Origin of the sequence: Niallia oryzisoli, assembly GCF_036670025.1 — a bacterium.
GTDB lineage: Bacteria > Bacillota > Bacilli > Bacillales > Cytobacillaceae > Bacillus_BD > Bacillus_BD oryzisoli.
Genome location: NZ_CP137640.1, coordinates 4,829,784 through 4,854,139 on the forward strand (window position 1 = coordinate 4,829,784; position 24,356 = coordinate 4,854,139).

Genomic DNA, 24,356 nt, shown 5'->3' on the forward strand with positions numbered 1-24,356 from the left:
AATACACTATCTACGTATTACTTACTATATGTAAGTAAGTATAAATTCGTAAATAGTTGACGTCAAGTAATTTAATCACTATTATTATAGTAATAATGTTTTTAAATAAGGAGGTTGCGAATGGAGGAAAACACACTTTGTCCTAAATTTCAAAAGGCCGTCGAAATCCTTAGCAAGCGCTGGAATGCCTTGATTATTAACCAACTCATGTCGGGTTCACAGCGTTTTTGTACGATTAACTCCTCCATGCCCATCAGCGGCCGGCTCCTATCGGAAAGGCTTAAAGAATTAGAAAATGAAGGGATTGTAACAAGAGAGGTCTTCCCTGAAGTACCGGTACGAGTTGAATATTCGTTAACTGAAAAAGGCTTTGCTCTCCAAAATGCTTTTAAAGAAATCAACCTATGGGCACAGGAATGGGTACGAACAAACGAAAATACAAAAGAGGATGAGATGTAAAATCATCCTCTTTTTTCTTTTCCCATATTTTGATTAGACCACCAATGATTGGAATTAGCAAGAAATTAGAATTTTTCATTGGCTTGTATCTCCTACACAACCGTTTTTTCCTTACATCCGGATTATGAAAGCTCCTTTTTTCGTCAATAATGGAAAAATGATTCTTGCTACCCGAGGTGAAAAGATTTGCCGCATCAATTATTTTTAAGATTCGTCCGCTTACCGTTTTTACTCCGTACCTTTATCATTGCCACTGGACTTATTACCGTTTTTGGAACTTTTGTTCACTTTCTTGAGCCTGAAAACTTCCCAACTGTTTTTGACGGCATTTGGTGGGCTGTGATCACAGCCTCAACAGTTGGGTTTGGAGATTATGTACCTCGTACATATATTGGAAAGGCTGCTGGAATTCTACTGATTATTACAAGTGCAGGTTTTCTATCCTCCTTCTTTATTTCCTTAGCGACTACTGCTGCATCTAGACAAAATGACCATTTAGAAGGGAAAGCAGCGTTTAAAGGAAGTGATCATTATATCATTATTGGATGGAACGAACGCACGCGGGAGATTATTCATTCATTAATCAATAAAAAAAACCCGGTGACCATCGCGTTAATCGATGAAACGCTGAAAGAGCATCCTGTTTCTTCATTTAGGAATGTTTATTTCGTACAAGGACGCCCGAATCAGGATCAAGTATTACATAAAGCCAATATTTCGATGGCAAAAAAGGTTATTATCACCGCTGATCCTGCAAAAGATGAACTACAGGCAGATATGCATACGATTTTAACCCTTTTAGCTGTTAAAGGCCTTAGTCCACATATAGAAACGATTGTTGAAATCCTGACGAACGAACAGATTGCAAATGCGAATAGAGCAGGAGCAGATGAAATCATCCAAACAAATCTGCTAACCAGCTTCATTATGCTCCAAAGCATTACCTCACAGGACATCATTACGTCTTTTTTGGATTTATTATATCAATTAACAGAAAAGAAACTTGTTTTTACAGAAGCCGATTATGGAGAAATAGAAACGGACTATATGACTTTAAGCCTTCGCTTAATACAGGAAGGAAGACTTCTCCTCGGGATAAAAAGAGGGGGAGCAACCATTCTAAATCCTCCTCACCCGTTTTTAATTGAAAAACATGACCAGCTGATTATCATTAAATAGAAAAAGGTGTCAGGCACCACAAATGGACAAATGAGATCATTTTGTCTTTATGTGGTGCCAGACACCTTTTTTGATATCTTATTATTTTAGGCGTTTTTCCAGTTCTGCTTTTTTCTCTTCGTAACCTGGTTTTCCTAAAAGGGCGAACATATTTACTTTATAGGCCTCAACACCTGGTTGGTCAAATGGATTGACACCTAATAAATAACCGCTCATGGCACATGCCTTTTCAAAGAAATAAACAAGATAGCCGAAGGTGTATTCGTCAAGCTCTGGGATAGAAACAACCAGATTTGGAACACCGCCGTCTGTATGGGCAAGAAGTGTTCCTTCAAACGCTTTATTGTTTACAAAATCAACAGTTTTACCTGCCAAATAATTAAGGCCGTCTAAATCATTATCCGCTGCCTCAATCGTCAATTCATGTCTTGGTTTTTCTACCTTGATTACCGTTTCGAAGATATCGCGGCGGCCTTCCTGTACATACTGGCCTAATGAATGAAGATCCGTTGAGAAGTTTGCCGAAGACGGGTAAACTCCCTTCTGATCCTTTCCTTCACTTTCACCGAACAACTGCTTCCACCATTCATTAAAATACATTAAGCCCGGCTCATAGTTAATAAGCATTTCAATTGTTTTTCCTTTGTTATAAAGGATATTTCTAATTGCAGCATACTGATAAGCGGCATTTTCATGAAGCTCTGAGCTGCCGAAATCTTCCCTTGCTGCCGCAGCTCCCTTCATCATCGCTTCTATATCAGAACCGCTTACAGCAATCGGTAAAAGCCCTACTGCAGTTAATACAGAATAACGTCCGCCGACATCATCTGGAATAACAAAGGTTTCGAAGCCCTCCTCATCTGAAACTGTTTTCAGCGCACCTTTCGCTTTATCTGTTGTTGCATAAATCCGCTTTGCGGCTTCTTCTTTACCGTACTTTTCTTCCAGCAGCTTGCGGAATATCCTTAACGCAATTGCCGGCTCTGTCGTTGTACCTGACTTTGAAATCACATTCAATGAGAAATCTTTACCTTCTAATAGATCCATGACGTCCTTCATATAAGAAGAACTAATATTGTTCCCAATAAAAATAACCTGCGGTGTTTTGCGTTTTTCTTTTGGCAATGCATTGTAGAAACTGTGATGCAATGCCTCAATGGCAGCGCGCGCACCTAAATAAGATCCGCCGATTCCAATAACTAATAAAACATCAGAATCGTTTCTAATTTTTTCAGCTGCTTTTTGGATACGAGAAAACTCGTCTTTATCATAGTCAACAGGCAGATCAATCCAGCCGGTATAATCACTTCCTGCTCCTGTTTTTTCATGCAATGAATGATGGGCAACCTTAACTGCGTCCTGTAAGTATGTAATTTCATGCTCAGCAAAGAAAGAAAGAGCTTTTGAATAATCAAATTGAATATGTGTCATAGTGGCCTCCCAATATTTTAATCATTTACACTTTACCGAAAGCTGATCAGATAATCAAGGAACTCTGCTATTTGTAAGCGTGCCCAATTATGACATTTTTTTTCACAGGTTAATAAACTTTACCAACCACGTTAAAAAACAACCTTAAAGCCAAACAAGGAATGGAGAAATATCTTATATTTAATGAAATCATGTATAATTCCCTTAAACATAAACAACCTAATAGTGTAGTACACATTTCAATACGGAGGCGGTTCCTTTTGAGCGCTATTCAACGGATTGCATTATTACTTACGATTATTGGAGCAATCAATTGGGGATTAATCGGATTCTTTGGTTTTAACCTTGTCGAATCCCTTTTTGGGGACGGAACAACCTTTTCAAGGATCATCTACTGTCTTGTTGGAATTGCCGGCCTGATCAATTTAGGCTTATTATTTAAGCCAAGTTCTGAGGTTGAAAGAGCACCTGAAGCACGCCCAACAAGATAATTATTAAACGTCCCAGCAAAAAGGTAGTGTATAGGCACTACCTTTTTTGCTGAAACACTTGATTTATTTTTTCTAATGCCCAATCAATCTGTTCCTTTGTAATTATAAGCGGCGGTGCAAAGCGGATGACCTTTTCATGGGTTTCTTTACATAATAACCCTTCCTCTTTTAACGCTTCACAATATGGTCGTGCAGCCACTGTCAGCTCCAGCCCAATAAATAATCCGCGTCCACGAATTTCTTTGATTTTTTCATTAGAAATTTTCTTTAATTCATGCAAAAAATAGTTTCCCAGTTCAAGTGAACGCTCGTCGAGTCTTTCTTCAACAAGGACCTCAATTGATGCAATGGAAACCGCACACGCAAGGGGATTCCCGCCAAAGGTAGAGCCGTGAGAACCTGGATTAAACACACCTAAGATATCCTTATTGGCAGCAACACAAGATATAGGAAATACCCCGCCGCCAAGGGCCTTACCAAGTATATAGACGTCAGGCTCAACATTCTCCCAATCACAAGCAAACATTTTACCTGTCCTTCCTAAACCCGTTTGAATCTCATCAGCCATAAATAGTAAATTGTTTTGCTTACACAGCTCATATGCCTGCTGTAAAAATCCTGCAGGTGGAATCACAATGCCTGCCTCGCCTTGGATCGGCTCAATCAAAAAGGCCGCTGTATACGGGGTAATTGCTTTCTTTAATGCATCTTGGTCACCATAAGGGACAAGTTTGATGCCAGGCAGCATCGGTCCAAATCCAGACTTATATTCCTGTTCTGAGGATAATGAGACTGCTGTCATGGTCCGGCCATGAAAATTACCAATACAGGCAATGATTTCAGCTTGATCTTCCGGAACATTTTTTATATGATATGCCCATCTTCTCGCAGCTTTAAAAGCTGTCTCAACTGCTTCGGCTCCAGTATTCATTGGCAATACCATTTCTTTGTTCGTCAGCCTGCATATTTCCTGATACCAAGGGCCAAGCTGATCATGATGAAATGCGCGCGAAGTTAATGTTACCCTGTCTGCCTGCTTTTTAAGAGCGGCAATAATTTTGGGATGGCGGTGTCCCTGATTTACAGCAGAATAGGCACTTAACATGTCCATGTACCGATTACCTTCTGGGTCCTCTACCCATACTCCCTCAGCTTTTGCCACAACAACCGGCAGTGGAAGATAATTATGCGCCCCCAATTTATTGGTCTGCGCAATGATTTCATTTGATTTATTCACCAACATCCCCCCCTGTTTCTAGAGAGCTTCTACTGAATGCAAAAAAAGAAGCATAGAACATTATATGAATGTCCTATGCTTCCTGATGTACATGATTACTTATTAATTAGATTTTCAGCCTTTGACTGTTCAATCCACTCTTGAAGCTTGTCTTTTAGCGTATTGAAGCCTTGTTCTGTTTCTGTTGTGATTGGTGCAGCAGCCTGACGCTTGCGAGGTTTTTTCGCTTTTGCTTCTGTCTCTTGTGCAGGTGCTTGTTCTGTTGCACGAATGGATAAACCAATTTTTCCAGCTTCTTCATCAACAGACAATACTTTTACAGTTACTTCATCGCCAACTTTAAGATGATCATGAATATCCTTCACAAATCCGTGCGTAATTTCTGAAATGTGAACAAGACCTTGATTTTTTTCATCTAATGCAACAAATGCCCCGTACGCTTGAATTCCTGTTACTTTACCCGTTAATATACTTCCTACTTCGATCTTTTCTGACATGAAAACACTCCTATTTATAAAAATTTTAGTTTCTGTTTATACGCAATATAAAATTATAGCATAACTATTAAATATTATCAAAAATAGTATTTGGTTAAACCAATGAATTTTACTCATCTAATCAAAAAATTAATGGAAAAAATGAAGCAAGAAAGAATAAAAAAGGAGAAACTGGAAAGACTTATAGTGTAAGACTTTCTAGTATTCCCCCCTTTTTGAAGTGGACAACCTTTATGGCTGTCCTTTTTTTATTTATTTTTTCGACGGCAGGTTGTCAATAAAGTGTTTCATCCGTTTGACGGCTTCTTGGATTTGCTCTAATGAAGTGGCATAGGAACAACGGATATGTCCGTTCCCGCTTTCTCCAAAAACATCTCCAGGTACAACGGCCACACTTTCCTGCAGTAATAGCTGCTCGGCAAATTCCTGTGAGCTTAATCCTGTCGATTCAATTGAAGGAAACGCGTAAAAGGCTCCGCCAGGCATATGACAAGTCAGACCGATTTCATTAAAGGACTGAACAATAAAATTCCGGCGGCGGCGGTAGCTTTTCACCATATCATCTACGTCTGAACGTCCATTTCTTAGAGCTTCAAGAGCTGCATACTGAGCCATTGTTGGTGCACACATAATGGCATATTGGTGAATCTTCAGCATGGCACCTGTTATCTCAGAAGGTGCACAAACAAAACCAAGTCTCCATCCGGTCATCGCAAAACCTTTCGAAAATCCGGAAATTAAAATCGTTCGGTCTCTCATTCCCGGTATCGCAGGCAAGCTTGTATATTCTTCATCATAGACAAGCTCTGCATAGATTTCATCGGCAATGACTAGTAAATCATGCTTCTCAACCATCGCAGCTAGCTCTTCCAATTCCTTCTTATTCAGCATTGAGCCTGTTGGATTATTCGGTGAACAAAGCATAATGGCTTTCGTCTTCTCTGTTATCACTTCTTCAATTTGGCTAGGCAGAATTTTAAAGTCATTTTCTTTTAATGTTTGAACTTGAACAGGAACTCCCCCGGCCAATTGAACCATGGGAATATAGGAAACGAAGCAAGGTTCAATCACGATGACTTCGTCACCCGGGTCAAGAATGGCACGCATGGCTATATCGATCGCTTGACTGGCACCAACCGTTACAATTATTTCAGTTTCCGGAGAATACTCAACCTGAAACTGTCGTTGCATATATAAAGAGATCTCGTTCCGTAATTCCGGCAAACCAGCATTTGCAGTATAGGAAGTATTTCCCTGTTCAAGCGAAAGAATCGCTGCTTCTCTTACGGACCAGGAAGTGACAAAATCAGGCTCTCCTACTCCCAGCGAAATAACTCCTTCCATTCCGGCTGCAAGATCAAAAAACTTTCGTATTCCTGATGGTTTAAGCTCTTTTGCAATTTTAGATAGATGAGAGTTTTTAGCTAATTCCATTATGGTGACACCACAATTCGTTTGTCTTTGTTATCCGGCTCAAAAATAATACCATCATGCTTGTATTTCTTTAATATAAAATGAGTCGTTGTGGATAAAACAGAATCAAGGGTCGAAAGTTTCTGTGATACAAAGCTAGCCACTTCGTTCATTGATTTCCCTTCAATAATAACGGATAAATCATATGCCCCTGACATTAAATAAACAGAGGTTACTTCTTTAAAGCGGTAGATTCTTTCTGCAATTTCATCAAAGCCGACACCTCTTTTTGGTGTAACCTTTACATCAATCATTGCTTTGACACCTGTATGCTCTTCCACTTTTCCCCAATCAATCAGTGAAATATATCTGACAATCACTTTATGATCCTCAAGCTTCTTAATTGCTTGTTCCGTTTCTTCGATACTTAAGCACACCATTTTAGCTACATCTTCTGTTGATAAGCGAGCATCTTTTTCAAGAATCTCAACTATTTCCATTTCCTTTTGCGTTAACTTCATGGAAAGACCTCCATATGTTTTAAATAGTTACATTATAGCAAAATTTAATCGAGTTTTTACTGCTAAAATAGATATTTTCTCCAAAATATAAAAAATTCATAAGATACGTGATTAGAACGTGATTCTTTTTTATTTATTACCAAACTTCTTTGTTTGAATCGATATTTTTTTTACAAATAAAGAAGCAGCCAGTTTTGCTGCTTCTTTATCTTTTTTTAATTTCACCGCAGGCGATTCGGTCGCCGGAATTGCCTGCGGGCTGAGACATTCCGTCATCTTTTTCGCTGTGAACAACAATGGATAGCCCGTTCTTCGTTAGCAATGATGTCCTTCCTTCTTTAAAGGTCATTTTTGGGGCCATTAGTTCAGCCTTTGCTGTTCCATCATCTTGGGCAATAATATTTGGCAAATCCCCGGCATGTGCACCTTTTGGATGCATTAGTCCGTGCTCCTTGTCTTCCGGGTTATAATGATCACCGGCCGATTTGAAATCAGGTCCTTTACAGGAGCCTTTATCGTGAATATGAATGGCATGTTCTCCTGGTGGGAGCCCATTTAAATCGACATTTACTTTTACACCGCTCGATTGTTCCTCAAGCTTGACTGTTCCTAGCGAATCACCAGAAGCATTATACATTTCCACGTCCATTTGTGTTGTTTCTTTTTCCATACAGCCTGCAAGAAATAATAATGTAACCATGAGCCATCTTTTCTTCATGTCAATAAATCCTCCGTCAAGACATTTTGTATCTAGTCTTGACGAACCGAAGCCGTTTTAAACGCGTTAAAAAAAGAACAGTTGAAAGGCTAACTGTTCTTTTCCTGTGATTGCATTTTTAAATGTTCCTCTAATTCCTTTGCCTTTTTTTCTTCCCGTTTTGATAGTTTGATAAAAAATTTGACCGCAAAATAAGCGAACAAAGAAAAGATAACTAGTTGAATAAAAGCAGGAATATACTCCGATTTGTCTTCAGGAAAATATAAAAATAAACCTAGAACAGAAGAAAAAGTCATTTACTACGATCCTTTCTGATAAGCCATTCTATCCTTAGACAATTATAACAGTTTTTTTGAAATCCTTCTAATTTTCTAATTAATTATCCAAAAAGCGCAAGCGCCTTGCTTATTATTTTGTTTTTCTTTATATGTACGTCATAATAAGCACATATAAACAGTTATGAGGAGGTTTTCAAACTTGGATTCATTAAAAGTAGGAGATACAGTTACAGCCATTTACAAAACAGGCAAATACATAGGTGAAATCACCGATATTCGTCCTGAACATTATTTAGTTAAAGTGTTAGCTGTCGTGAAACATCCGATGCAGGGGGATTTGCATCATCCAAAAGATGCAGCAGTTCCGTTTTTCCATGAAAGACGTGCACTTGCCTATCGGGAACAAACAAATGTACCAAAAAAGATGGTCAAAGCATTTGATGAAGAGGTACCGGATTACCAGGGTTCATTAAAGGCAGCCGTGCAGCTGCTGAAGGAAGAATTAACAAGAGATTCCTCGGAATGGGCCCAGCAAAGTCTGAAAAATATCAATCAATTGGAAAAGGATTATTTTAAGTAAGAAATCGGATGGCACTTGCATAGGGCTTGAAACTAGTTGAAAGCTAAAAAAGCCAAATCATTATCAAGATTTGGCTTTTAAGCAAATTTATTAAACAACTGTGATAAGTCAATCCGGTCGCCGATCGTGGTCTGCTCCGGATTATGCAAGTAACGTTTATCATTTTCTACTAGTTTAAAAATATGATAGGTTGTCAAAGCATCGTCTAGCGCACGGTGATGATGACCCACTCCGTCTTTTCCGTATTCTTGAACAGCTTTCCATAGGCCTGTTTGATTTTGATCACCAAAGAATCGTTTGTATTCCATGGAAAGATCAATTTCCTTTGCCCGAAATGGAAAGGATACAGCAGCCTGCTCACAATTATGCCTTAATACCTTCATATCCATATTTCCCCAAGTTACGACCGTATTTCTGTACCCCTTTGTAAGGGTAGAAAATTTATTAATAAGCTCAATAAAGTTAATTCCATGATCAACCTGATCCTGTTGAATTTGAAGAAAAGATTTACAACGACCCGATAGGATTGGAAAACGAATAGGTGTTACATAGGTGGAAAACTTTTCTTTGATTTGATTGTTAATAACTGCTACAATTCCTGCTTCAATGATTTCTGGATAAAATCCTTTTGTTTTTTTCCCTTTTTCCGGCATCGTAAACTCAAAATCAATAAACAGATATTGCTGGTCTTCTGCCACCCTTCCACCACCTTTATCTCTCATAATAGAGTTACAAAGTATTAGTTTTCAAATATTTCTCTTATTATATCATATATATCAACGTTTTTTCACTAGTCTATCCATTAAATCTGGCAAATAGTGGCAGAAAGATATGGTGAAATAAAAAACTGACCTCTCTTTTAGAAGTCAGTTCGCTTATTATTTTCTTATCTTGATAATCGCAAGAGTGCAGCGGGAGATACAGATTAGCTGTTCTTGTTCATCCTTTATTTTAACTTCCCAGATCATCGTCGTTCTACCTCGATGAATGACCTCACCGATAGCTGTTACAATTCCTTCCTTCTTTCCTTTGATATGGTTGGCATTTATTTCGAGGCCGACAACGACCTCGTTTTCTTTATCCACTAATTCATAGCCCCCTGCGCTTGCAACCGTTTCAGCAAGGGCAACACTTGCCCCTCCATGCAGGAGGCCAAATGGCTGGCGGGTTCGGTCATCCACCGGCATTGTAGCTGTCACTCTGCCTTTTTCAAGCTTGGTTATTTGTATGCCAAGAGCATCCAGCATTGTTTTTTTATTATTCATCTCATCCCACCCTTCTCCAAAAAAAGACCTTTATCATTCATATTACTATGTATCATTATATTGTTAAACTTCTATGTAAGAAGTGTCTTTCTTTTGCAGCTAACACATAAAAAGGAAAAAGAGACTGATTTTCATGATTCATCAGCCTCTTATTATGCTTAAATGTATGAGCTTTTTCAATAATATGGCGCATATCCTCCTGGAAATGGCGGGTATCCCATATATGGCGGATAGCCCATATATGGTGGATATCCAAAATATGGACGTCGTCCAAATGCCGACCCTGTCGCACCTCCAAAAAAGCCGCCTCCTGCTCCTCCTAGAAAACCGCCTACTAGTCCTCCAACAAACGGAGCTGCTAATAACCATATTCTTTGATCTTGATGAGGGCCGCCTCTGTATCCGTACACTCTGATTACCTCCTTTTTGTCTAGCTTACTTTATTTCATATGCGAGCAGTGACTGTTTGGAATAGGCAAGCGACCAACTTATCCCAAAAATTTTCCTCTATCTGCTTTTCGTACATTTGTCACAAAGACTCACTATTTTTCTTGACTTCATTGTATTAAAGCCTGTTATAGTAATATTGATCGTATTGCATTAAACCCCGGGGGCCGTTATCAATGAAATCTATAATGCAAAAAATATTTTCAAAAAAGAAAAAGGTCAACATCGAATTGTGTCAAAGAAATTTAGACCAGTTCTTAGATGAAGAATCGATGCTGCTGTTTCAGGCATTTTTCAACGCGGACCAAGTCACGGTGAAGGAATATACCTGCTTAAGTCAATGTGAATTATGTAAGGGAAGTCCATATGCGAAAGTGAACGGAGAAATCATCACAGCGGATCATGTGAAGGAGCTTATCAGTAAGTTAAAAGAGTTGAGCAACTAAACAAAGGTGTCAGGCACAGTAAAAAGACAAAATGCATTCATTTGTCTTTTTACTGTGCCTGACACCTTGTTAATTATTCACTTCTTTTATCGCTCAGACTTTTCAAATCGTTCAACGATTAAGGCCAATGTACGGACCATCACTCCGGTTGCACCAGACGGCCCTAGACAGTCAGCTTTATTCCTTGTTGCTGTTCCTGCGATATCCAGATGAACCCATGGAGTATCTTCAGCAAACTCACCGACAAACGCACCACCCATAATCGCATGCCCTTCACTGCCCGGTGAATTGTTTAAATCAGCCATTTTGCTGTTACGTACTCGCTTTTTATGGCTTTCAAAAATCGGAAGGCGCCAAATGGGTTCACCTGCTTCATGGGATGCCTCCAGCACTTGTTCAAACCATGCCTCATTATTCGTCATCGCACCTGTAGTATCTGTACCAAGTGCTGTGATGACTCCTCCCGTTAAGGTTGCAACATCAACGAGATAGTCCGCTCCGTGGTGTTTGGCATAGGTTACGGCATCAGCAAGTACTAGCCGTCCTTCTGCATCTGTATTTAATACTTCAATCGTCTTTCCGCTCATCGATGTAATCACATCATCCGGCTTAAAGGCATTTCCACTGATCATATTGTCCGTTGATGGAATCACTGCTACGACGTTTTGCTCCGGCTTTAATTCACCGATGATTTCCATGGCACCAAGAACTGCCGCCGCACCTCCCATATCGGTTTTCATACCGACTATTCCCGCTTTTGTTTTGATCGAGTAGCCCCCAGTATCAAAGGTGATGCCTTTTCCGACTAAACCGATGACATCCTCCCATGCTTCCTTGCCCTGGTATTTTAACACAATCATTTTTGGAGGCTCGCTTGACCCTTGATTAACCGCTAATAACGCCCCCATGCCAAGCTTTAACATGTCTTCTTTTTCTAAAATTTCAACTTCAAAATCATATTTAGCGCCTAATTCCTGTGCATACTGTGCAAGATCCCCAGCAGTTAATAGGTTTCCAGGAGTATTGACAAGTGTCCGCGCCGAGTTGGTTCCACTTCCATAAACATAGCCAACCATCAGGGCAGCTTTGACCTCTTCTTCATCGGTACTCTCCGAATACACTGTAATGCTTTCGATTGTCTTCTCAGGTTCATTTGATTTTTGTTTATAGCCCTCAAATTGATAGGTCGATAAAGCAAATGCTTCACTTAATGCATGGGCAGCATCCAATATATCTACCTGTTCCGGGAGAAAAGAATCTAGATATACAGCGATTTCCTCACGCTTGTCTTCTTTAATATTTTTAAACACGGAACCAAATGCTTCACGAACCTTTTCGAAAGAACATTCTTTTTCTTTTCCTAAACCGACAAAATAAAGCCGTTTAGCAGCCATTCTGCCAAATGTATGTATTTTTGCTATTTTTCCTTCCCGAGCGCTAATATCACCGCTCTTTACTAATTCGGTCAACTCACCGGAGAAAGCTTCATCCACAACCGAAAGACTGCCAGCAAATTTCAAAGGCTGATCAAATAAACCAATGATCAGGCATTCATGTGCTTTTAAAAATGGCTTTTCTTTATGAACTGTAAACATTTTTTGAACCCCTCCTTATGTCAATACTATCATTATAACCTAAGGCCAAATCATTTCCGAACTCCAAATCTTAAAGGTCACTAGTAAATGGCAGAGCATATTTGTTAAAATGGAGAATACAATAAAGCACTGTTCATTTTACACACAAAGGAAGGTCTGCATGCATGAGTTTGTTAGAAAATTTTCCACTTTGGGCCTCATTGGCAGCGATTTTTTTCGCGCAATTTATTAAGGTACCGATTCAGTTTATCGCAACGAAAAAGTTTGATTGGTCACTGCTGACAAGTACCGGCGGGATGCCGAGCTCACATTCTGCTGCAGTTACTGCTCTTTCTACAGGGGTAGCCCTCGAATCAGGATTAGATTCGCCGATTTTTGCCGTTTCTACTGTATTTGCCATCGTTACAATGTTTGATGCTTCCGGGGTCCGCAGACAGGCAGGAAAACATGCAACTGTTCTGAATCAGCTCGTTGCGGAATTTAATAAATTTGTGGAAGATGCCAAAACATGGCAGGAAAAGCCCGAGCAGGAAAAAAGGAAAGAATTAAAGGAATTGCTTGGCCACGAGCCAATCGAAGTATTTTTTGGCGGCTTAACTGGAGTTCTCCTCACTTTAGGATTGCACTTTCTATTTCATTTATAATGCGAAAGGTGTCAGGCACCACAATGGACAATCTCACGTACTTTGTCTTTTTGCGGTGCCTGACACCTATTAATTTTGTTCAGATTTTATATATTGCTGGCGGAATACCTGCATGGCTTTGTCTTCGTTGAGCAGCTGTAAGTCTGTTTCTGTTAGTGATCCATCACCCATTTCAATAACGTAGACGTCGATTTCTTTCTTACCCCAATGATTATAGACATCGTCCACTGTTTCATAATAAAGATCGACGCGGTTTCCTTTTATGGCACCGCCTTTATCGGCTACAACCCCATATCCATATCCGGGAATAAACAAAATGGTTCCTATCGGAAAGACATCTAAATCTGCCGCAACGGTTGAAAACAAATCTCTTTTCACCATAACGCCTGAATAGGTAATCCCATACTCTGGGTGATTTGCATCCTTCCCCGTAGATTCATATCCCGCCGTATACCCTGTTGCAACCACTTTCTTTATGGGATATTTCGACCAATCAAAAGCATCTTCCAATGCCGGAGTTTTTGTTGCAGCTGCAGCCTTAGTTGGTGCTACTTCTTTCTCCGCAACTGTAGTTAGCGCTTTTGGAATCGATAGAAACCCTGCCCCAAGTGACGTGAGTGGATGAGATAGATAAAAACGTTCTGAATTCTCGTTTACTTTTTCGTAAATACTAGACACGAGTGATTTTACTTCCACTCCGGTTATGGAATGGAACGTTGTCGACAGAGCAGTTAAAAATAAAACCATCATCATTAAACGGGTGGTTACCACCTTTAAACTTTTCATGTTAATTTCATTCCTCCCAAAACTATTCTTTTCCCATGAGGAATGAAATTATTCATAAATAGTAAAATACAAAAAACCTCCGCATCAGCGAAGGCTTTGTTAGAACATCTGATATCCCTTTTTACGGAGCGCTTTAATCGTAACGCCGGCAATAAGTGCTCCGCCCCAGCCGCAAGCTAAAATCAATATATCAGCTACTGCTAAATGGGTTATACGTGCGAATAGATCTGAGAAAGCTTGTTGACTGTTTGTAAAATATTCAACAAACCGAACCTTGTCCACAATAAAAATAGCAATAATCGGATAAATAATGGCCATAATCCAAGACATTCTTAATAGCATATTGAGTATAAAGCCGATGCCAAAAAATAACACAAAAAATAAAAGCATAGATATGATCAGTACGACAATATTCATCTGCATGTCTAGTTTCTCCTCCCTGTCCCCATCCATTTTAAGTTTACTGAATGTACAAAGAAGCGTCAATTTTATAACAATATAGTTTTTACAAAAAAATAGGACAGATGCTATCTGTCCCATTTTAACTAAATAAATTTAATTTCCCTTTTTTAAATACGAGCGAGGCACCGCCCATCATGTATAAAGCCCGGTTATCAATTACTTTTTTCATAAAAAGAGCTTTAGATCCTACTAATTTCTTCCCATACACGATTCCAATGGCATCCTTTTCCCCTAACGAACACACACTGCCTCTAATATTTGGAACAAATGCTTCTAAATCTGTTTTCTTACGGATGAGCTTGATTAGGTTATTTGCACAAGACATCCCCTGCTGCATAGCAATTTGGGCTGTCGGTGGATAATGGCTGTTATCGGTTTTATTGACAACAATGGAACAATCCCCAATGATGAAAACATTATCCTTTCCTGGAGCGCGTAAGTCAGGTTGTACCATTACACGTCCTCTTTTTGATTCAAACCCAGATCGTTCGATGACAGAACTTCCCCGTACACCTGCTGACCAAATGATGGTTCCCGCTTTAATTACCTCTTCTTCTTCGCCTGATTGAACAATAATGGTGTTCGGTTGGCATTCCTTTATTCTTGTATTCAGTTTGAATTGGACACCTCTTCCTTCTAAATAGGCCATTGCATACTTCACCAGATCCTTATCAAAGCCGGTTAAAGGCGCAGCAGCAGCCTCAACGCAAATTATTTTCACTTGATTCTCTTCTATATCATAATCGCGGCAAAGCTTCGGTATCCGGTCAGTCAATTCTCCAAGAAACTCCATGCCGGTAAAACCAGCGCCGCCGACAACGATCGTTAATTTTTCTTCATTTTTTTTACCTTCCGTATGATACGTTGCGAATTGGTATTCAATATGGTTACGAATTTTTCGCGCTGCGTTCACGCTGACAATCGCGAATGAATTTTCTTTCAACCCTTTTATCCCATATGTTTCAGATTCTCCGCCCAATGCAACAACTAGATAATCATAGGAAATTTCATCATTTTCAAATAGAACTTTATTCTTTTCTGTATCGATTTCAACGACAGTTCCCTGGATAAACGTTACTTTATTTCGGTCAATCAAATTGTTAATATCAAAACGGACACGGTCATGATGCAGCGTACCCGCAGCAGCATGATGAAGCCAGGTTGTTTCATAATGATAATCATGTTTGTTCACTAACACGATTTCTGCTTCATCCACATTCATCGCCTTTTGTAATCTTGTCAGTGTCATTAACCCAGCATAACCGGCCCCCAAAATAACGATCTTTGGCTTTAGCAAAATGATCATCCCCTTTTGAAAAGTTTTTCCTCACCTGTCGAAAAAATCCTCCTTGTTGCGATAAAAAGGAGATTAATATTGTGATATTTTTCACTAATATATGCATATATGTGAATAATGTTCACAAAGGATTAACGGCTTCTCTTCACATTATAATATTCTATTTCTATCCGTTTATCAATAGATAAAAGCTTAAATTTTGATAATATAATTAACTATTCTAAATAGTAAAAATAAATAGTAAAATAAACATATTAACACTTCCCTTTCATAGTGAAAACCATTAAGGATTTTATTAAATTATGTAAATAATTGGGGGTTGTTCGAGTGAAGGAAGATCAGAACATATATGATATCACCGTGATTGGCGGCGGACCGGTTGGACTGTTTACGGCTTTCTATGGCGGGATGAGACAAGCATCGGTGAAATTAATTGAAGCTTTGCCGCAATTAGGCGGCCAATTATCTGCATTATATCCGGAAAAATTCATCTATGATATTGCCGGTTTTCCAAAAGTACGGGCTCAGGAATTGATTGATAACTTAAAAGAACAGATGGCAAAGTTTGAACAAACCGTTATCCTGGAGCAGGCAGTGAATAAAATTGAGAAACAACAAGATGGGATATTTAAATTATCAACGAATAAAGAAATCCACTATTCTAAAGCTGTCATTATCACCGCTGGAAACGGTGCATTTCAACCGCGCAGACTTGAATTGGAAAATGCCTCTAAATTTGAAGACAAAAACCTTCACTACTTTATCGATGATTTACATCAATTTGCCGGTAAAAAAGTAATTGTTTTTGGCGGCGGGGATTCTGCTGTTGACTGGGCATTAATGCTTGAACCTATTGCTGAAAAAGTAACCATTGTTCACAGGCGCGATAAGTTCCGTGCTCATGAGCACAGCGTTGAAAACCTTGAAAACTCAAACGTGAATATTAAAACTCCTTATGTACCATTAGAATTAATAAACGATGAACAGGGGATTACAAAAGTATTGATCAAAAATGTGACAACAGAAGAACAGGTAACGATTGATGTTGATGCAGTAATTGTTAATTATGGATTTGTTTCTTCACTTGGACCAATTAAAGAGTGGGGCCTGGAAATTGAAAGAAACTCGATTGTCGTAAATTCTAAAATGGAAACCAATATATCCGGGATTTATGCATGCGGCGATATTTGCCGGTATGATGGCAAAGTGAAACTGATTGCCAGCGGATTTGGCGAAGCACCCGTAGCTGTTTCGCAGGCAAAAATGTTCATTGACCCAACTGCGAAAAAACGTGTTCCACATAGTTCTGATTTATTTAATTAAGAACGGATAATGAACGTAAGCTGGCTGTATGAGTCAGCTTTTTTTATGCTCTCACACTTCATCAGTACAGAAGTACTGTATAAAGTAAAAGCGGATAGCCCGCGCTATCCGCTTTAATGAATCTATTAGCAGTTTTCCGGTGTTCCCTCCTGTGTGGCTGTGCGGAAGGATGAACCGCAGCCGCAGGTAGCAATCGCATTCGGATTATCGATTGTAAACCCGCCGCCCATCATAGATTGCTTGAGAATGTTGATATATCAAGGGTTTATTGTTGTTTCTGAAGGTTATGAATTGCAATCATGTTTGTTAATTGCAAGCCTACTCGATTGTTAATATCGTTAACTGAATGATACCCAAAGAATTACATTCAAACAAGTATCCATGATTTGCAGTAATGAAAAAAGATTCCCTCAAAAGTAAAAACCGCTCACAAAGATGAACGGATTCAAAGTACCATCGTAAGAAATATAATTATGCCCTCGACCAACTTACTGCAGGTTCAAGCACCGTAATTTTACCATTTCTAGAGTCAAGGTTTACATTTGCACCGATAGGAATTGTTGCTTTATACACTCCATGTGATGTAGTTAAATTTTTTATCAATGGCTTTCCTAAAGGTATTAATAAATCGTTAATCACATCGTCCCAGCTTTTGCCGTATGCCTCAATACAATCTGTACATTCACCCATAATAATACCTACACAATCACGGAATTTTCCTGCGATTTTTAGATGGTTTAAATACCTATAAATGGTAGTCGAAGGTTCACGTTGCTCTTCCAAAAGAAGAATTTTCCCTCTAGTATCAATCTCATATGGTGTTCCTAGGCTATCTACAATAGAGGTCAAATTTCCACCAACAATCCTTCCTGTAACGTTACCTGAGACTAAACTTCTCAGAGGAATATTCGGCGGATTAAGTATTTGTCTTGGCGATTGAAAGGTAGAAACAGCAGTATAGAACGAGGTAAAGTTATATGCAGGTGTGGTTGGAACAAAATCCTCAAGCATTAAACCTATGAATGTGATTAAACCAGTGAACTGGTTCAACACATTTAGTACAATTGAAATGTCACTATAACCCGAAACAATCTTTGGGTTTCTTGCTATGATGTTATAGTCCAAATGAGGCAAAACACCTAAAGACCCTGTTCCACCACGAGTAGACATAATCATTTTAACTCTTTTATCAACAAACATATCCATTAAATCAGATGCCCTTTGTTCATCTGTTCCTGCCACAATTCCATTTTGTGAATAAACGTGTTTTCCAAGAACAACATTAAATCCACTTTTCTTAAGATTAGCTACAGCTTTGTTTATATATTCTGATGGATAAGGACTAGCTAGAGTTACAATCCCAACAGTATCTCCACGTTGTAATACAGGTGGACGTGTTGCCATATCCGTTCCTCCTAAGGGCTGATTTCTCCTATACATATGTATTTTTGGGGACTTTGGTTACAAACTCCAAAACCGTTTTAAAATCAGCAATAGAAGCCTTTAGGACACATTATTCAATTGACCTACCACGTTAGTTGAAAAGAAATACCATTTGGTCGAAAAGCGTTATACATTTACCACCTTAATATTAAAGAATTATACATATTAATAATCCATGGTGTGTGAATTAACCGACTATACCCCTATCGTAAAAATGGGCGGCATAAAAGCGTGGAAAATACCCCCCTTCATCCTCAACATAAAGAAAGAGACCCCTTGAGGAGTCCCTTAGCTTGCCTCATATTCCTTTACTTTGCGATAGAATGTAGCCTTAGTCATATTTGATATTTTCATTGCTTCAACTGCAGTAATGTTTCCTGATTTCCATTGCTTATAAGCCTGTTCAAATTGAGATATGATTGATGTTCTAGGTCTACTCTAAGTGTTTACCCTGAGCCTTTTCCGAGGCTATGCCTTCAGCTTGACGAGTTTTAATCTTAGTTCTCTCTTCTTCGGCAACCTATGATAAAACCTGTAAAACCAAGTCAGCTACAAAAGAACCGATTGAATCATTATATTTACGGGTATCCAACCTGCTCTAGATAGTTAAACATCGCCCGATACACCCTTAAACGAATGTTAATCGTTGTATCAGATAAACCGATTCCTTGTTCACTTTGGATATACTTGTGCCGTCTTACTTGGGTGCATCATATTTTAAATAGTTAATGTAGTTCCGAAAAATCTGTGGTGTAAGTTCATCTACCGTTTCAATTTCATAGTTTTTTTGAAGCCATGAAACAAAATACTTCCAATCGTTTTGATAATCTTTTAACGTCCGTTCCCTTAAACCTTCTGCACTCTTTCCTGCTATGACTAGGTCAATTGCTTGTTTCATTGTTAATTTTGGATATTCATTTTGATTAGACATTTTTCCAACTGGTTTTTTCCTAATTCTCTTGTTTAAAGACATAAAAAAGCCTCCTCAAATAGTAATGTTTTAGACATTAACTACCGAGAAGGCATGTAATTTACAACCTTGATTTAATTAAATTAGGGTCGTTATTATACAATTTCATGATTGTGTATACTCAAAATTACCCTGTTATTCATAACCCAGAACAATTATTCTAAAACCTTAGCATTCCTCTGGCGTACCAGCGTTTGCTGCCGTTTTAAAGGATGAACCGCAGCCGCAGGTAGCAATCGCATTCGGATTATCGATTGTAAACCCGCCGCCCATCATAGATTGCTTGTAATCTATGATTGTTCCATTTAAAATAGCAGCGTCTTCTTTCTTTACTACTACTTGAATGTCGTTTTGTTCAAATTGGAGATCATCTTCTTCAGCTTCTTGAACAAATCCCATCCCGTATGTTAGACCGCTGCAGCCCCCGCCTTTAACGGCAACTCGTAATAGCGATCCTTCTTCTTCATTTTGTTTCATCATTTCTTTTATCTGAATAGCAGCTGCTTCTGTAATCGTAACTGTTTCGCTCATATACTTTCCTCCTTTTAACACTTTCTCTATATTATATACTCTTCCCAACCTCTCCTCAACTTAAGTAACCTATCAAAAGTGCCCAATCATTAGTGCTTCTCTTCTATCCAAGCTATAATAGCAGTAAAATAGAACCAGTCTTCATCCTAAAGAGGTGACCCAATTTGTCAGAACTAGATGCTTTATTTGATAAAACATGTGATTGTCCCCTATGTGGAAATTCTTTTACATCTAAGAAAATACGCTCCCGCTTTGTCAAAGTAATCCACAGTGATACTGATTTTTGTCCTAGCTATTCTCCTTTTGAAACAAACCCATTGTGGTATCTTATTATGGTATGCCCTGCCTGCGGATATTCATTTTCAGATGATTTCTCCCCGTACTTTCCACCTAGTACAAAAGAAGTGATCCAAGAGAAGGTTTGTTCACAATGGAGGCCTCATAGTTTTTCGAACAAAAGGACAGTAAATGATGCGATTAAAACGTATAAGCTTGCTGTCTATTGTGCATCGTTGAAAAAAGAAAAACATATCGTACTGGCAGGAATGTATTTAAAAATTGCCTGGTTTTACCGCTCACAGGAGAATGGTGATCAAGAAATGCGCTTTATGAAGCTGGCCCTTCACGAATATGTGGATGCCTATATGACTCAGGATTATCAAGGAACCCAACTATCGGAATTCCGTGTCCTATACCTACTAGCGGAACTCTCGTATCGAGCTGGAAATAAAAAGGATTCAGGCAGATACTTCTCAAAAATCATCGAAGGACAGAGACGGGCGGTAGAAACAAGAATAATTGAAATGGCAAAAGAAAGATGGCAGGAAATTAGACAGGATCTTAAACAGTAAGGGTGCATACAAAATGCACCCTTACTGTTGTATTACTAAAAAGGAGGATTCTCTTCTAAATACTGATATATATTATCTACAAGCTGTTCTGGTGTTTCTCCCGTAACAACCTCACCATCAACAAGAGCAAATAATGAATGTGCGCATTTACCACAGTAGCCTAAACATCCATACTCAATGACATCCAGGTCATAATCTTTTTCTAATTGTTCCTTTGCCTTTTGTGCACCAGATGCTAAATTACTGACACAAAATTCTATAATAGATTTAAACATGTATTTTCACCTCTTACTCTAACAATCATAATACTTTTTTTATATCACGTAGGCAAATAATATCGCTTATCCATTGGAATAGTGATTTTCATTTACGACGTAGGTAATTTGTCAATATTTCGCCCTATAACTGTTGTTATTTTGTCACAATTTAGATATACTTTGGGTATCTACAGTATTTTTCAATAATTAAATATAATTTTTGAAGGTTTTTTTGTTCATTCAAAAAGGCTTCAATAAGTATGCCCTTTAATAGAAGGGCATACTGTAAATTCTTAATCGTTTACTATTGCTATGTATGACAAAAGAATGACTTCATTCATCAATCAAATAAAAGAAAATTTCAGCTGAATGAAGTAAAAAGGGGAAAATTGAAATGAAAAACCTTGTTATACTTGGTGCTGGCTATGGCGGAATGAGAGTACTTGCCCGTTTACTGCCAAATCAATTACCAGAAGATGTATCCATTACTTTAATTGATCGCTTACCCTATCACTGCCTTAAAACCGAGTACTATGCCCTTGCAGCTGGTACGATATCCGATCAGCATGTGCGTGTAGACCTTCCGGAACACCCAAAATTAAAAGTCGTTTATGCTGAAATTGAAAAAATTGACTTAGAAGAAAACAAAGTGATTTTATCTAACGCGGATCCGGTAACCTATGATGATTTGATTATCGGCTTAGGCTGTGAGGATAAATATCATAATGTGCCTGGAGCTGCCGAATACACATACAGTATCCAAAGCATTGAAAAAGCGCGGGATACTTACCAAGCGTTAAATAATCTTCCTCCGGGATCAGTCGTATCGATTGTCGGCGCTGGACTTAGCGGTGTTGAGCTTGCATCCGAACTGAATGAGAGTCGTAAGGATTTAAAGATAAAATTGTTTGACAGAGGAAACTATATCTTATCTTCATTCCCTGAGAGACTAAGCACGTATGTTCAGAATTGGTTTGATAATCATGGAGTAGAAATTGTCAACAATTCTAATATTACGAGAGTAGAAGAGAATGTTCTTTATAATCACGATGAACCAATTGAATGTGATGTCATCGTGTGGACGGCAGGGATTCAGCCAAACCGAATTGTTCGGGAAATGGATGTCCAAAAAGACAAACAAAACAGAGTCGTCTTAACCGTGCATCATAATATCCCTGATAATGAACATGTATATGTAGTGGGAGACTGTGCAAGTCTGCCGCATGCTCCAAGTGCTCAATTAGCAGAAGGTCAAGCAGAGCAAATTGTACAGGTCCTGCAATCGCGTTGGAAAGGTGAACCATTGCCAGAATCATTACCAACGATTAAATTAAAAGGAATACTCGGCTCACTTGGTAAAAAACATGGTTTTGGTCTAGTCGCTGAAAAACCGGTAACTGGCAGGGTTGCCCGTTTAATTAAGTCAGGTATTCTATGGATGTATAAATATCATAATGGTTAAACAGCTAAAGTATCAAAAAATCCGCAAAAAGCTTTATTATTTGCGGATTTTTTTCTTGTTATTCACCATTTTCTTCCCTATACCCATAGTTTATTAGCTCGGAAAAAACATTCTTTAGGCGAATATTTCCTTCTCCGACAATCTTCCCTTCAATAACGACCACCGGATAAAACAAATCCTCTTCCAATATCCTCTTTATCATTTGTTTTTTCTCTTCATTATCAGTCTGTTCATATAAATCTGTGTAAGTGAACAGAAAAGGTTGTTTGGGAAACTTTCGTTTGACTGCTGCCTCTAGCCACTCATAAGTGTCCTTTGAAGAGGGTAAATTCACACAGCTTGCGCAAATCTGCTCTGCTCCATAAATTGCTATTTCTACCGTTTTTTGCGCCATACTACACCTTCCTTTTTTTATGCTACAATTTTAAATTAAGTTCTTTCATGGTAAAAAGCAACTGCTGGATTTTAATTCTCATTTATAGCTTTTTTCCCTTCTTCTGATTATAATAATAATTATGAGTGGAAAGGAGATGATCGACATGTCAGAACAAACAATAACAGAGCAAGTACAAGAAGTATTAGATAAATTGCGTCCTTTTCTTCTTCGTGACGGAGGAGATTGTGAATTGGTAGATGTAGAGGATGGAATTGTAAAATTACGCCTGTTAGGCGCTTGTGGAAGCTGCCCAAGCTCTACTATTACACTAAAAGCTGGTATTGAACGTGCATTGCTTGAGGAAGTTCCAGGGATCGTGGAAGTTGAACAAGTATTCTAATAGGAACATGATAAAAAGAAAGCGGCTAGAAGTCGCTTTCTTTTTTTTATATCCCTGTCATTGAATAGACTTTACTTCCGGTTTGATCAACCTTCAGACTTAAATAATCCATGTCCGGGAGAACTTTCTGTAATCCTTCAATAACAGTCTGTACAGCACCAGGCTTTGTTAAGCAAAGGATTGTCGGCCCTGCCCCGCTTAATGCTACTCCAAAAGCGCCATACTGCAGTGCATGTTCTTCAATGACTGCCATATGCGGGACAAGCTGGCGGCGATATGGCTGATGATAACGATCATTCTTCATCATCTTACCAACTAAATCATAGTTGCCGCTAAATAAAGCTGCTACAAGTACATTTGAAACAGCACCAGCTGTAACAGCCTCTTTAAAAGTTACTCCCTGAGGAAGTACACCTCTTGCTTCTTTCGTTAAAAGCTCTGTGCGCGGTACAACCGCGACAATTTCAAAATCAATATCATGTGTAACAACCGCATCAACAGAATCATCTGTTTGACAGGCAATCAACAGACCTCCAAATACAGAAGCACCTGCATTATCAGGATGTCCTTCAATCTCTGATGCCCAAGCAAATTTCTCCTGCCGTGATAGGTTAAGCCGGCCAAGCACGTCGGCCAGTTCGATACCGGCTACAATCGCGGAAGCACTTGAGCCAAGACCTCGGGCAAGCGGAATCTCACTGTTAACCCTGATTTTTGCCGGCGGTAATTCCTTATTGTACCGCTTGGCTGTTTTTAATGCGATTTGAATAATAAAATTGCTTTCATCCTTTGTAAAAGAGGCCATTTCCTTGCTTAGCGGAATTACCTCCCATTGATCTGCTCTTTCCACTTCTAAAGTTAAATAAAGATTTAACGCCATTCCTATCGAATCAAAGCCAGGGCCAAGATTGGCAGTGCTGGCGGGAACCTTTATTATGAGCATGTCACTTTCGCTCATACCTTGACAACTCCTTAGTATGTTCTGCTGCTTATTTTT

General features: G+C 38.8%; 30 protein-coding genes and 2 pseudogenes. 10 read left to right on the forward strand and 22 right to left on the reverse strand.

Features of this window, described 5'->3' with window-relative positions:
- Nucleotides 1–120 precede the first annotated feature (120 nt).
- Together R4Z09_RS24190 and R4Z09_RS24195 are read left to right on the forward strand one after the other, a co-directional pair.
- Nucleotides 121–459 (forward strand): helix-turn-helix domain-containing protein, encoded by a 339-nt coding sequence (locus tag R4Z09_RS24190; protein ID WP_338449254.1) that lies wholly within the window; start codon nucleotides 121–123, stop codon nucleotides 457–459.
- Nucleotides 460–645: 186 nt separating this feature from the next.
- Nucleotides 646–1,638: a potassium channel family protein gene (locus R4Z09_RS24195; RefSeq protein WP_338449255.1), complete on the forward strand. Its 993-nt coding sequence runs from the start codon at nucleotides 646–648 to the stop codon at nucleotides 1,636–1,638.
- A gap of 81 nt (nucleotides 1,639–1,719) precedes the next feature.
- Here the strand turns inward: R4Z09_RS24195 and R4Z09_RS24200 are convergent, their stop codons facing one another.
- Nucleotides 1,720–3,069: a glucose-6-phosphate isomerase gene (locus R4Z09_RS24200; RefSeq protein ID WP_338449256.1), complete on the reverse strand. Its 1,350-nt coding sequence runs from the start codon at nucleotides 3,067–3,069 to the stop codon at nucleotides 1,720–1,722.
- A gap of 260 nt (nucleotides 3,070–3,329) precedes the next feature.
- Between R4Z09_RS24200 and R4Z09_RS24205 the strand changes: the two genes are divergently transcribed.
- Nucleotides 3,330–3,560 carry a DUF378 domain-containing protein gene (locus R4Z09_RS24205; protein WP_338449257.1) on the forward strand — a complete coding sequence of 77 codons (231 nt, stop codon included), beginning with the start codon at nucleotides 3,330–3,332 and terminating at the stop codon, nucleotides 3,558–3,560.
- A gap of 37 nt (nucleotides 3,561–3,597) precedes the next feature.
- On the opposite strand, the gene R4Z09_RS24210 is transcribed toward R4Z09_RS24205, so the two are convergent.
- From R4Z09_RS24210 to R4Z09_RS24235, 6 genes are all read right to left on the reverse strand, one after another.
- Nucleotides 3,598–4,803 (reverse strand): ornithine--oxo-acid transaminase, encoded by a 1,206-nt coding sequence (locus tag R4Z09_RS24210; RefSeq protein WP_338449258.1) that lies wholly within the window; start codon nucleotides 4,801–4,803, stop codon nucleotides 3,598–3,600.
- An 89-nt stretch (nucleotides 4,804–4,892) separates the two neighbouring features.
- The gene (gene yugI, locus R4Z09_RS24215) at nucleotides 4,893–5,294 is read right to left on the reverse strand and encodes a S1 domain-containing post-transcriptional regulator GSP13 (protein ID WP_338449259.1); all 402 of its coding nucleotides are present in this window, start codon (nucleotides 5,292–5,294) and stop codon (nucleotides 4,893–4,895) included.
- Between the two features lie 252 nt (nucleotides 5,295–5,546).
- Nucleotides 5,547–6,728, reverse strand: coding sequence for an aminotransferase (locus tag R4Z09_RS24220; protein ID WP_338449260.1), 1,182 nt, complete (start codon nucleotides 6,726–6,728; stop codon nucleotides 5,547–5,549).
- Nucleotides 6,728–7,228, reverse strand: coding sequence for an Lrp/AsnC family transcriptional regulator (locus R4Z09_RS24225; protein WP_338449261.1), 501 nt, complete (start codon nucleotides 7,226–7,228; stop codon nucleotides 6,728–6,730). The genes R4Z09_RS24220 and R4Z09_RS24225 overlap by 1 nt, the downstream gene beginning before the upstream one ends.
- A gap of 205 nt (nucleotides 7,229–7,433) precedes the next feature.
- Entirely contained in the window at nucleotides 7,434–7,946 is a 513-nt protein-coding gene (locus R4Z09_RS24230; protein ID WP_338449262.1) for a superoxide dismutase family protein, read from the reverse strand.
- 89 nt (nucleotides 7,947–8,035) lie between these two features.
- A complete protein-coding gene (locus tag R4Z09_RS24235) occupies nucleotides 8,036–8,242 on the reverse strand; it encodes a hypothetical protein (RefSeq protein WP_338449263.1) in 207 nt (68 codons plus the stop codon).
- A 163-nt stretch (nucleotides 8,243–8,405) separates the two neighbouring features.
- Between R4Z09_RS24235 and kapB the strand changes: the two genes are divergently transcribed.
- Entirely contained in the window at nucleotides 8,406–8,804 is a 399-nt protein-coding gene (gene kapB / locus R4Z09_RS24240; RefSeq protein ID WP_422392214.1) for a sporulation phosphorelay system protein KapB, read from the forward strand.
- A gap of 77 nt (nucleotides 8,805–8,881) precedes the next feature.
- Here kapB and kapD read toward each other — a convergent pair whose 3' ends face one another.
- The 3 genes from kapD to R4Z09_RS24255 all read right to left on the reverse strand — a co-directional run bounded on the left by kapD (nucleotide 8,882) and on the right by R4Z09_RS24255 (nucleotide 10,479).
- Nucleotides 8,882–9,502, reverse strand: coding sequence for a 3'-5' exonuclease KapD (gene kapD, locus R4Z09_RS24245; protein ID WP_338449265.1), 621 nt, complete (start codon nucleotides 9,500–9,502; stop codon nucleotides 8,882–8,884).
- A gap of 180 nt (nucleotides 9,503–9,682) precedes the next feature.
- Nucleotides 9,683–10,069: a hotdog fold thioesterase gene (locus R4Z09_RS24250; RefSeq protein WP_338449266.1), complete on the reverse strand. Its 387-nt coding sequence runs from the start codon at nucleotides 10,067–10,069 to the stop codon at nucleotides 9,683–9,685.
- A 176-nt stretch (nucleotides 10,070–10,245) separates the two neighbouring features.
- Nucleotides 10,246–10,479, reverse strand: coding sequence for a hypothetical protein (locus tag R4Z09_RS24255; RefSeq protein WP_338449267.1), 234 nt, complete (start codon nucleotides 10,477–10,479; stop codon nucleotides 10,246–10,248).
- A gap of 213 nt (nucleotides 10,480–10,692) precedes the next feature.
- Here R4Z09_RS24255 and R4Z09_RS24260 point away from each other — a divergent pair, with 213 nt between their 5' ends.
- Nucleotides 10,693–10,962, forward strand: a complete 270-nt coding sequence (locus R4Z09_RS24260; protein ID WP_338449268.1) for a DUF1450 domain-containing protein — start codon at nucleotides 10,693–10,695, stop codon at nucleotides 10,960–10,962.
- A gap of 86 nt (nucleotides 10,963–11,048) precedes the next feature.
- On the opposite strand, the gene R4Z09_RS24265 is transcribed toward R4Z09_RS24260, so the two are convergent.
- Nucleotides 11,049–12,557 (reverse strand): leucyl aminopeptidase, encoded by a 1,509-nt coding sequence (locus R4Z09_RS24265; protein WP_338449269.1) that lies wholly within the window; start codon nucleotides 12,555–12,557, stop codon nucleotides 11,049–11,051.
- Nucleotides 12,558–12,721: 164 nt separating this feature from the next.
- Between R4Z09_RS24265 and R4Z09_RS24270 the strand changes: the two genes are divergently transcribed.
- Nucleotides 12,722–13,201, forward strand: a complete 480-nt coding sequence (locus R4Z09_RS24270; RefSeq protein WP_338449270.1) for a divergent PAP2 family protein — start codon at nucleotides 12,722–12,724, stop codon at nucleotides 13,199–13,201.
- A gap of 69 nt (nucleotides 13,202–13,270) precedes the next feature.
- On the opposite strand, the gene R4Z09_RS24275 is transcribed toward R4Z09_RS24270, so the two are convergent.
- From R4Z09_RS24275 to R4Z09_RS24285, 3 genes are all read right to left on the reverse strand, one after another.
- Nucleotides 13,271–13,987, reverse strand: a complete 717-nt coding sequence (locus R4Z09_RS24275; protein ID WP_338449271.1) for a 3D domain-containing protein — start codon at nucleotides 13,985–13,987, stop codon at nucleotides 13,271–13,273.
- Nucleotides 13,988–14,086: 99 nt separating this feature from the next.
- A complete protein-coding gene (locus R4Z09_RS24280) occupies nucleotides 14,087–14,410 on the reverse strand; it encodes a YuiB family protein (protein ID WP_338449272.1) in 324 nt (107 codons plus the stop codon).
- 118 nt (nucleotides 14,411–14,528) lie between these two features.
- Nucleotides 14,529–15,755, reverse strand: a complete 1,227-nt coding sequence (locus R4Z09_RS24285) for an NAD(P)/FAD-dependent oxidoreductase (RefSeq protein ID WP_338449273.1) — start codon at nucleotides 15,753–15,755, stop codon at nucleotides 14,529–14,531.
- Nucleotides 15,756–16,073: 318 nt separating this feature from the next.
- Here R4Z09_RS24285 and R4Z09_RS24290 point away from each other — a divergent pair, with 318 nt between their 5' ends.
- Complete coding sequence (locus R4Z09_RS24290) at nucleotides 16,074–17,069, forward strand: NAD(P)/FAD-dependent oxidoreductase (RefSeq protein WP_338449274.1); 996 nt, start codon at nucleotides 16,074–16,076, stop codon at nucleotides 17,067–17,069.
- Nucleotides 17,070–17,194: 125 nt separating this feature from the next.
- Here the strand turns inward: R4Z09_RS24290 and R4Z09_RS24295 are convergent.
- The 5 genes and pseudogenes from R4Z09_RS24295 to R4Z09_RS24315 all read right to left on the reverse strand — a co-directional run.
- Nucleotides 17,195–17,311 (reverse strand): annotated as a pseudogene (locus R4Z09_RS24295) (iron-sulfur cluster assembly accessory protein); the annotation flags it as partial.
- A 229-nt stretch (nucleotides 17,312–17,540) separates the two neighbouring features.
- Entirely contained in the window at nucleotides 17,541–18,473 is a 933-nt protein-coding gene (locus R4Z09_RS24300) for an LD-carboxypeptidase (RefSeq protein ID WP_338449275.1), read from the reverse strand.
- Nucleotides 18,474–18,800: 327 nt separating this feature from the next.
- Nucleotides 18,801–19,104, reverse strand: a pseudogene (locus tag R4Z09_RS24305) (recombinase family protein); the annotation flags it as partial.
- A 105-nt stretch (nucleotides 19,105–19,209) separates the two neighbouring features.
- Nucleotides 19,210–19,485, reverse strand: coding sequence for a hypothetical protein (locus R4Z09_RS24310; protein ID WP_338449276.1), 276 nt, complete (start codon nucleotides 19,483–19,485; stop codon nucleotides 19,210–19,212).
- Nucleotides 19,486–19,650: 165 nt separating this feature from the next.
- Nucleotides 19,651–20,013: an iron-sulfur cluster assembly accessory protein gene (locus R4Z09_RS24315; protein ID WP_338449277.1), complete on the reverse strand. Its 363-nt coding sequence runs from the start codon at nucleotides 20,011–20,013 to the stop codon at nucleotides 19,651–19,653.
- 164 nt (nucleotides 20,014–20,177) lie between these two features.
- Here R4Z09_RS24315 and R4Z09_RS24320 point away from each other — a divergent pair, with 164 nt between their 5' ends.
- Nucleotides 20,178–20,864, forward strand: a complete 687-nt coding sequence (locus tag R4Z09_RS24320; protein WP_338449278.1) for a DUF2225 domain-containing protein — start codon at nucleotides 20,178–20,180, stop codon at nucleotides 20,862–20,864.
- A 35-nt stretch (nucleotides 20,865–20,899) separates the two neighbouring features.
- Here the strand turns inward: R4Z09_RS24320 and R4Z09_RS24325 are convergent, their stop codons facing one another.
- Entirely contained in the window at nucleotides 20,900–21,139 is a 240-nt protein-coding gene (locus R4Z09_RS24325) for a YuzB family protein (protein WP_338449279.1), read from the reverse strand.
- A gap of 376 nt (nucleotides 21,140–21,515) precedes the next feature.
- On the opposite strand from R4Z09_RS24325, the gene R4Z09_RS24330 reads away from it, so the two are divergent.
- Complete coding sequence (locus tag R4Z09_RS24330) at nucleotides 21,516–22,583, forward strand: NAD(P)/FAD-dependent oxidoreductase (protein ID WP_338449280.1); 1,068 nt, start codon at nucleotides 21,516–21,518, stop codon at nucleotides 22,581–22,583.
- 58 nt (nucleotides 22,584–22,641) lie between these two features.
- Here R4Z09_RS24330 and R4Z09_RS24335 read toward each other — a convergent pair whose 3' ends face one another.
- Nucleotides 22,642–22,977 (reverse strand): YuzD family protein, encoded by a 336-nt coding sequence (locus R4Z09_RS24335; RefSeq protein ID WP_338449281.1) that lies wholly within the window; start codon nucleotides 22,975–22,977, stop codon nucleotides 22,642–22,644.
- A gap of 145 nt (nucleotides 22,978–23,122) precedes the next feature.
- Between R4Z09_RS24335 and R4Z09_RS24340 the strand changes: the two genes are divergently transcribed.
- The gene (locus tag R4Z09_RS24340; RefSeq protein ID WP_338449282.1) at nucleotides 23,123–23,359 is read left to right on the forward strand and encodes a NifU family protein; all 237 of its coding nucleotides are present in this window, start codon (nucleotides 23,123–23,125) and stop codon (nucleotides 23,357–23,359) included.
- Nucleotides 23,360–23,405: 46 nt separating this feature from the next.
- Here R4Z09_RS24340 and thrB read toward each other — a convergent pair whose 3' ends face one another.
- Nucleotides 23,406–24,317: a homoserine kinase gene (gene thrB, locus R4Z09_RS24345; protein ID WP_338449283.1), complete on the reverse strand. Its 912-nt coding sequence runs from the start codon at nucleotides 24,315–24,317 to the stop codon at nucleotides 23,406–23,408.
- Between the last annotated feature and the right edge of the window lie 39 nt (nucleotides 24,318–24,356).

Excerpts from the sequence above, each read along its gene's own strand:
- R4Z09_RS24330 (WP_338449280.1), top strand. The coding sequence starts at position 21,516 with ATGAAAAACCTTGTTATACTTGGTGCTGGCTATGGCGGAATGAGAGTA.
- R4Z09_RS24210 (WP_338449258.1), bottom strand. The coding sequence starts at position 4,803 with ATGTTGGTGAATAAATCAAATGAAATCATTGCGCAGACCAATAAATTG.
- R4Z09_RS24235 (WP_338449263.1), bottom strand. The coding sequence starts at position 8,242 with ATGACTTTTTCTTCTGTTCTAGGTTTATTTTTATATTTTCCTGAAGAC.
- thrB (WP_338449283.1), bottom strand. The coding sequence starts at position 24,317 with ATGAGCGAAAGTGACATGCTCATAATAAAGGTTCCCGCCAGCACTGCC.
- R4Z09_RS24225 (WP_338449261.1), bottom strand. The coding sequence starts at position 7,228 with ATGAAGTTAACGCAAAAGGAAATGGAAATAGTTGAGATTCTTGAAAAA.
- R4Z09_RS24335 (WP_338449281.1), bottom strand. The coding sequence starts at position 22,977 with ATGGCGCAAAAAACGGTAGAAATAGCAATTTATGGAGCAGAGCAGATT.
- R4Z09_RS24310 (WP_338449276.1), bottom strand. The coding sequence starts at position 19,485 with ATGTCTTTAAACAAGAGAATTAGGAAAAAACCAGTTGGAAAAATGTCT.
- kapB (WP_422392214.1), top strand. The coding sequence starts at position 8,406 with ATGAGGAGGTTTTCAAACTTGGATTCATTAAAAGTAGGAGATACAGTT.
- R4Z09_RS24265 (WP_338449269.1), bottom strand. The coding sequence starts at position 12,557 with ATGTTTACAGTTCATAAAGAAAAGCCATTTTTAAAAGCACATGAATGC.
- R4Z09_RS24300 (WP_338449275.1), bottom strand. The coding sequence starts at position 18,473 with ATGGCAACACGTCCACCTGTATTACAACGTGGAGATACTGTTGGGATT.
- R4Z09_RS24190 (WP_338449254.1), top strand. The coding sequence starts at position 121 with ATGGAGGAAAACACACTTTGTCCTAAATTTCAAAAGGCCGTCGAAATC.
- R4Z09_RS24275 (WP_338449271.1), bottom strand. The coding sequence starts at position 13,987 with ATGAAAAGTTTAAAGGTGGTAACCACCCGTTTAATGATGATGGTTTTA.
- yugI (WP_338449259.1), bottom strand. The coding sequence starts at position 5,294 with ATGTCAGAAAAGATCGAAGTAGGAAGTATATTAACGGGTAAAGTAACA.
- R4Z09_RS24250 (WP_338449266.1), bottom strand. The coding sequence starts at position 10,069 with ATGAATAATAAAAAAACAATGCTGGATGCTCTTGGCATACAAATAACC.
- R4Z09_RS24325 (WP_338449279.1), bottom strand. The coding sequence starts at position 21,139 with ATGTTTAAATCTATTATAGAATTTTGTGTCAGTAATTTAGCATCTGGT.
- R4Z09_RS24200 (WP_338449256.1), bottom strand. The coding sequence starts at position 3,069 with ATGACACATATTCAATTTGATTATTCAAAAGCTCTTTCTTTCTTTGCT.
- R4Z09_RS24285 (WP_338449273.1), bottom strand. The coding sequence starts at position 15,755 with ATGATCATTTTGCTAAAGCCAAAGATCGTTATTTTGGGGGCCGGTTAT.
- R4Z09_RS24270 (WP_338449270.1), top strand. The coding sequence starts at position 12,722 with ATGAGTTTGTTAGAAAATTTTCCACTTTGGGCCTCATTGGCAGCGATT.
- R4Z09_RS24315 (WP_338449277.1), bottom strand. The coding sequence starts at position 20,013 with ATGAGCGAAACAGTTACGATTACAGAAGCAGCTGCTATTCAGATAAAA.
- R4Z09_RS24220 (WP_338449260.1), bottom strand. The coding sequence starts at position 6,728 with ATGGAATTAGCTAAAAACTCTCATCTATCTAAAATTGCAAAAGAGCTT.
- R4Z09_RS24280 (WP_338449272.1), bottom strand. The coding sequence starts at position 14,410 with ATGCAGATGAATATTGTCGTACTGATCATATCTATGCTTTTATTTTTT.
- R4Z09_RS24260 (WP_338449268.1), top strand. The coding sequence starts at position 10,693 with ATGAAATCTATAATGCAAAAAATATTTTCAAAAAAGAAAAAGGTCAAC.
- R4Z09_RS24230 (WP_338449262.1), bottom strand. The coding sequence starts at position 7,946 with ATGAAGAAAAGATGGCTCATGGTTACATTATTATTTCTTGCAGGCTGT.
- R4Z09_RS24340 (WP_338449282.1), top strand. The coding sequence starts at position 23,123 with ATGTCAGAACAAACAATAACAGAGCAAGTACAAGAAGTATTAGATAAA.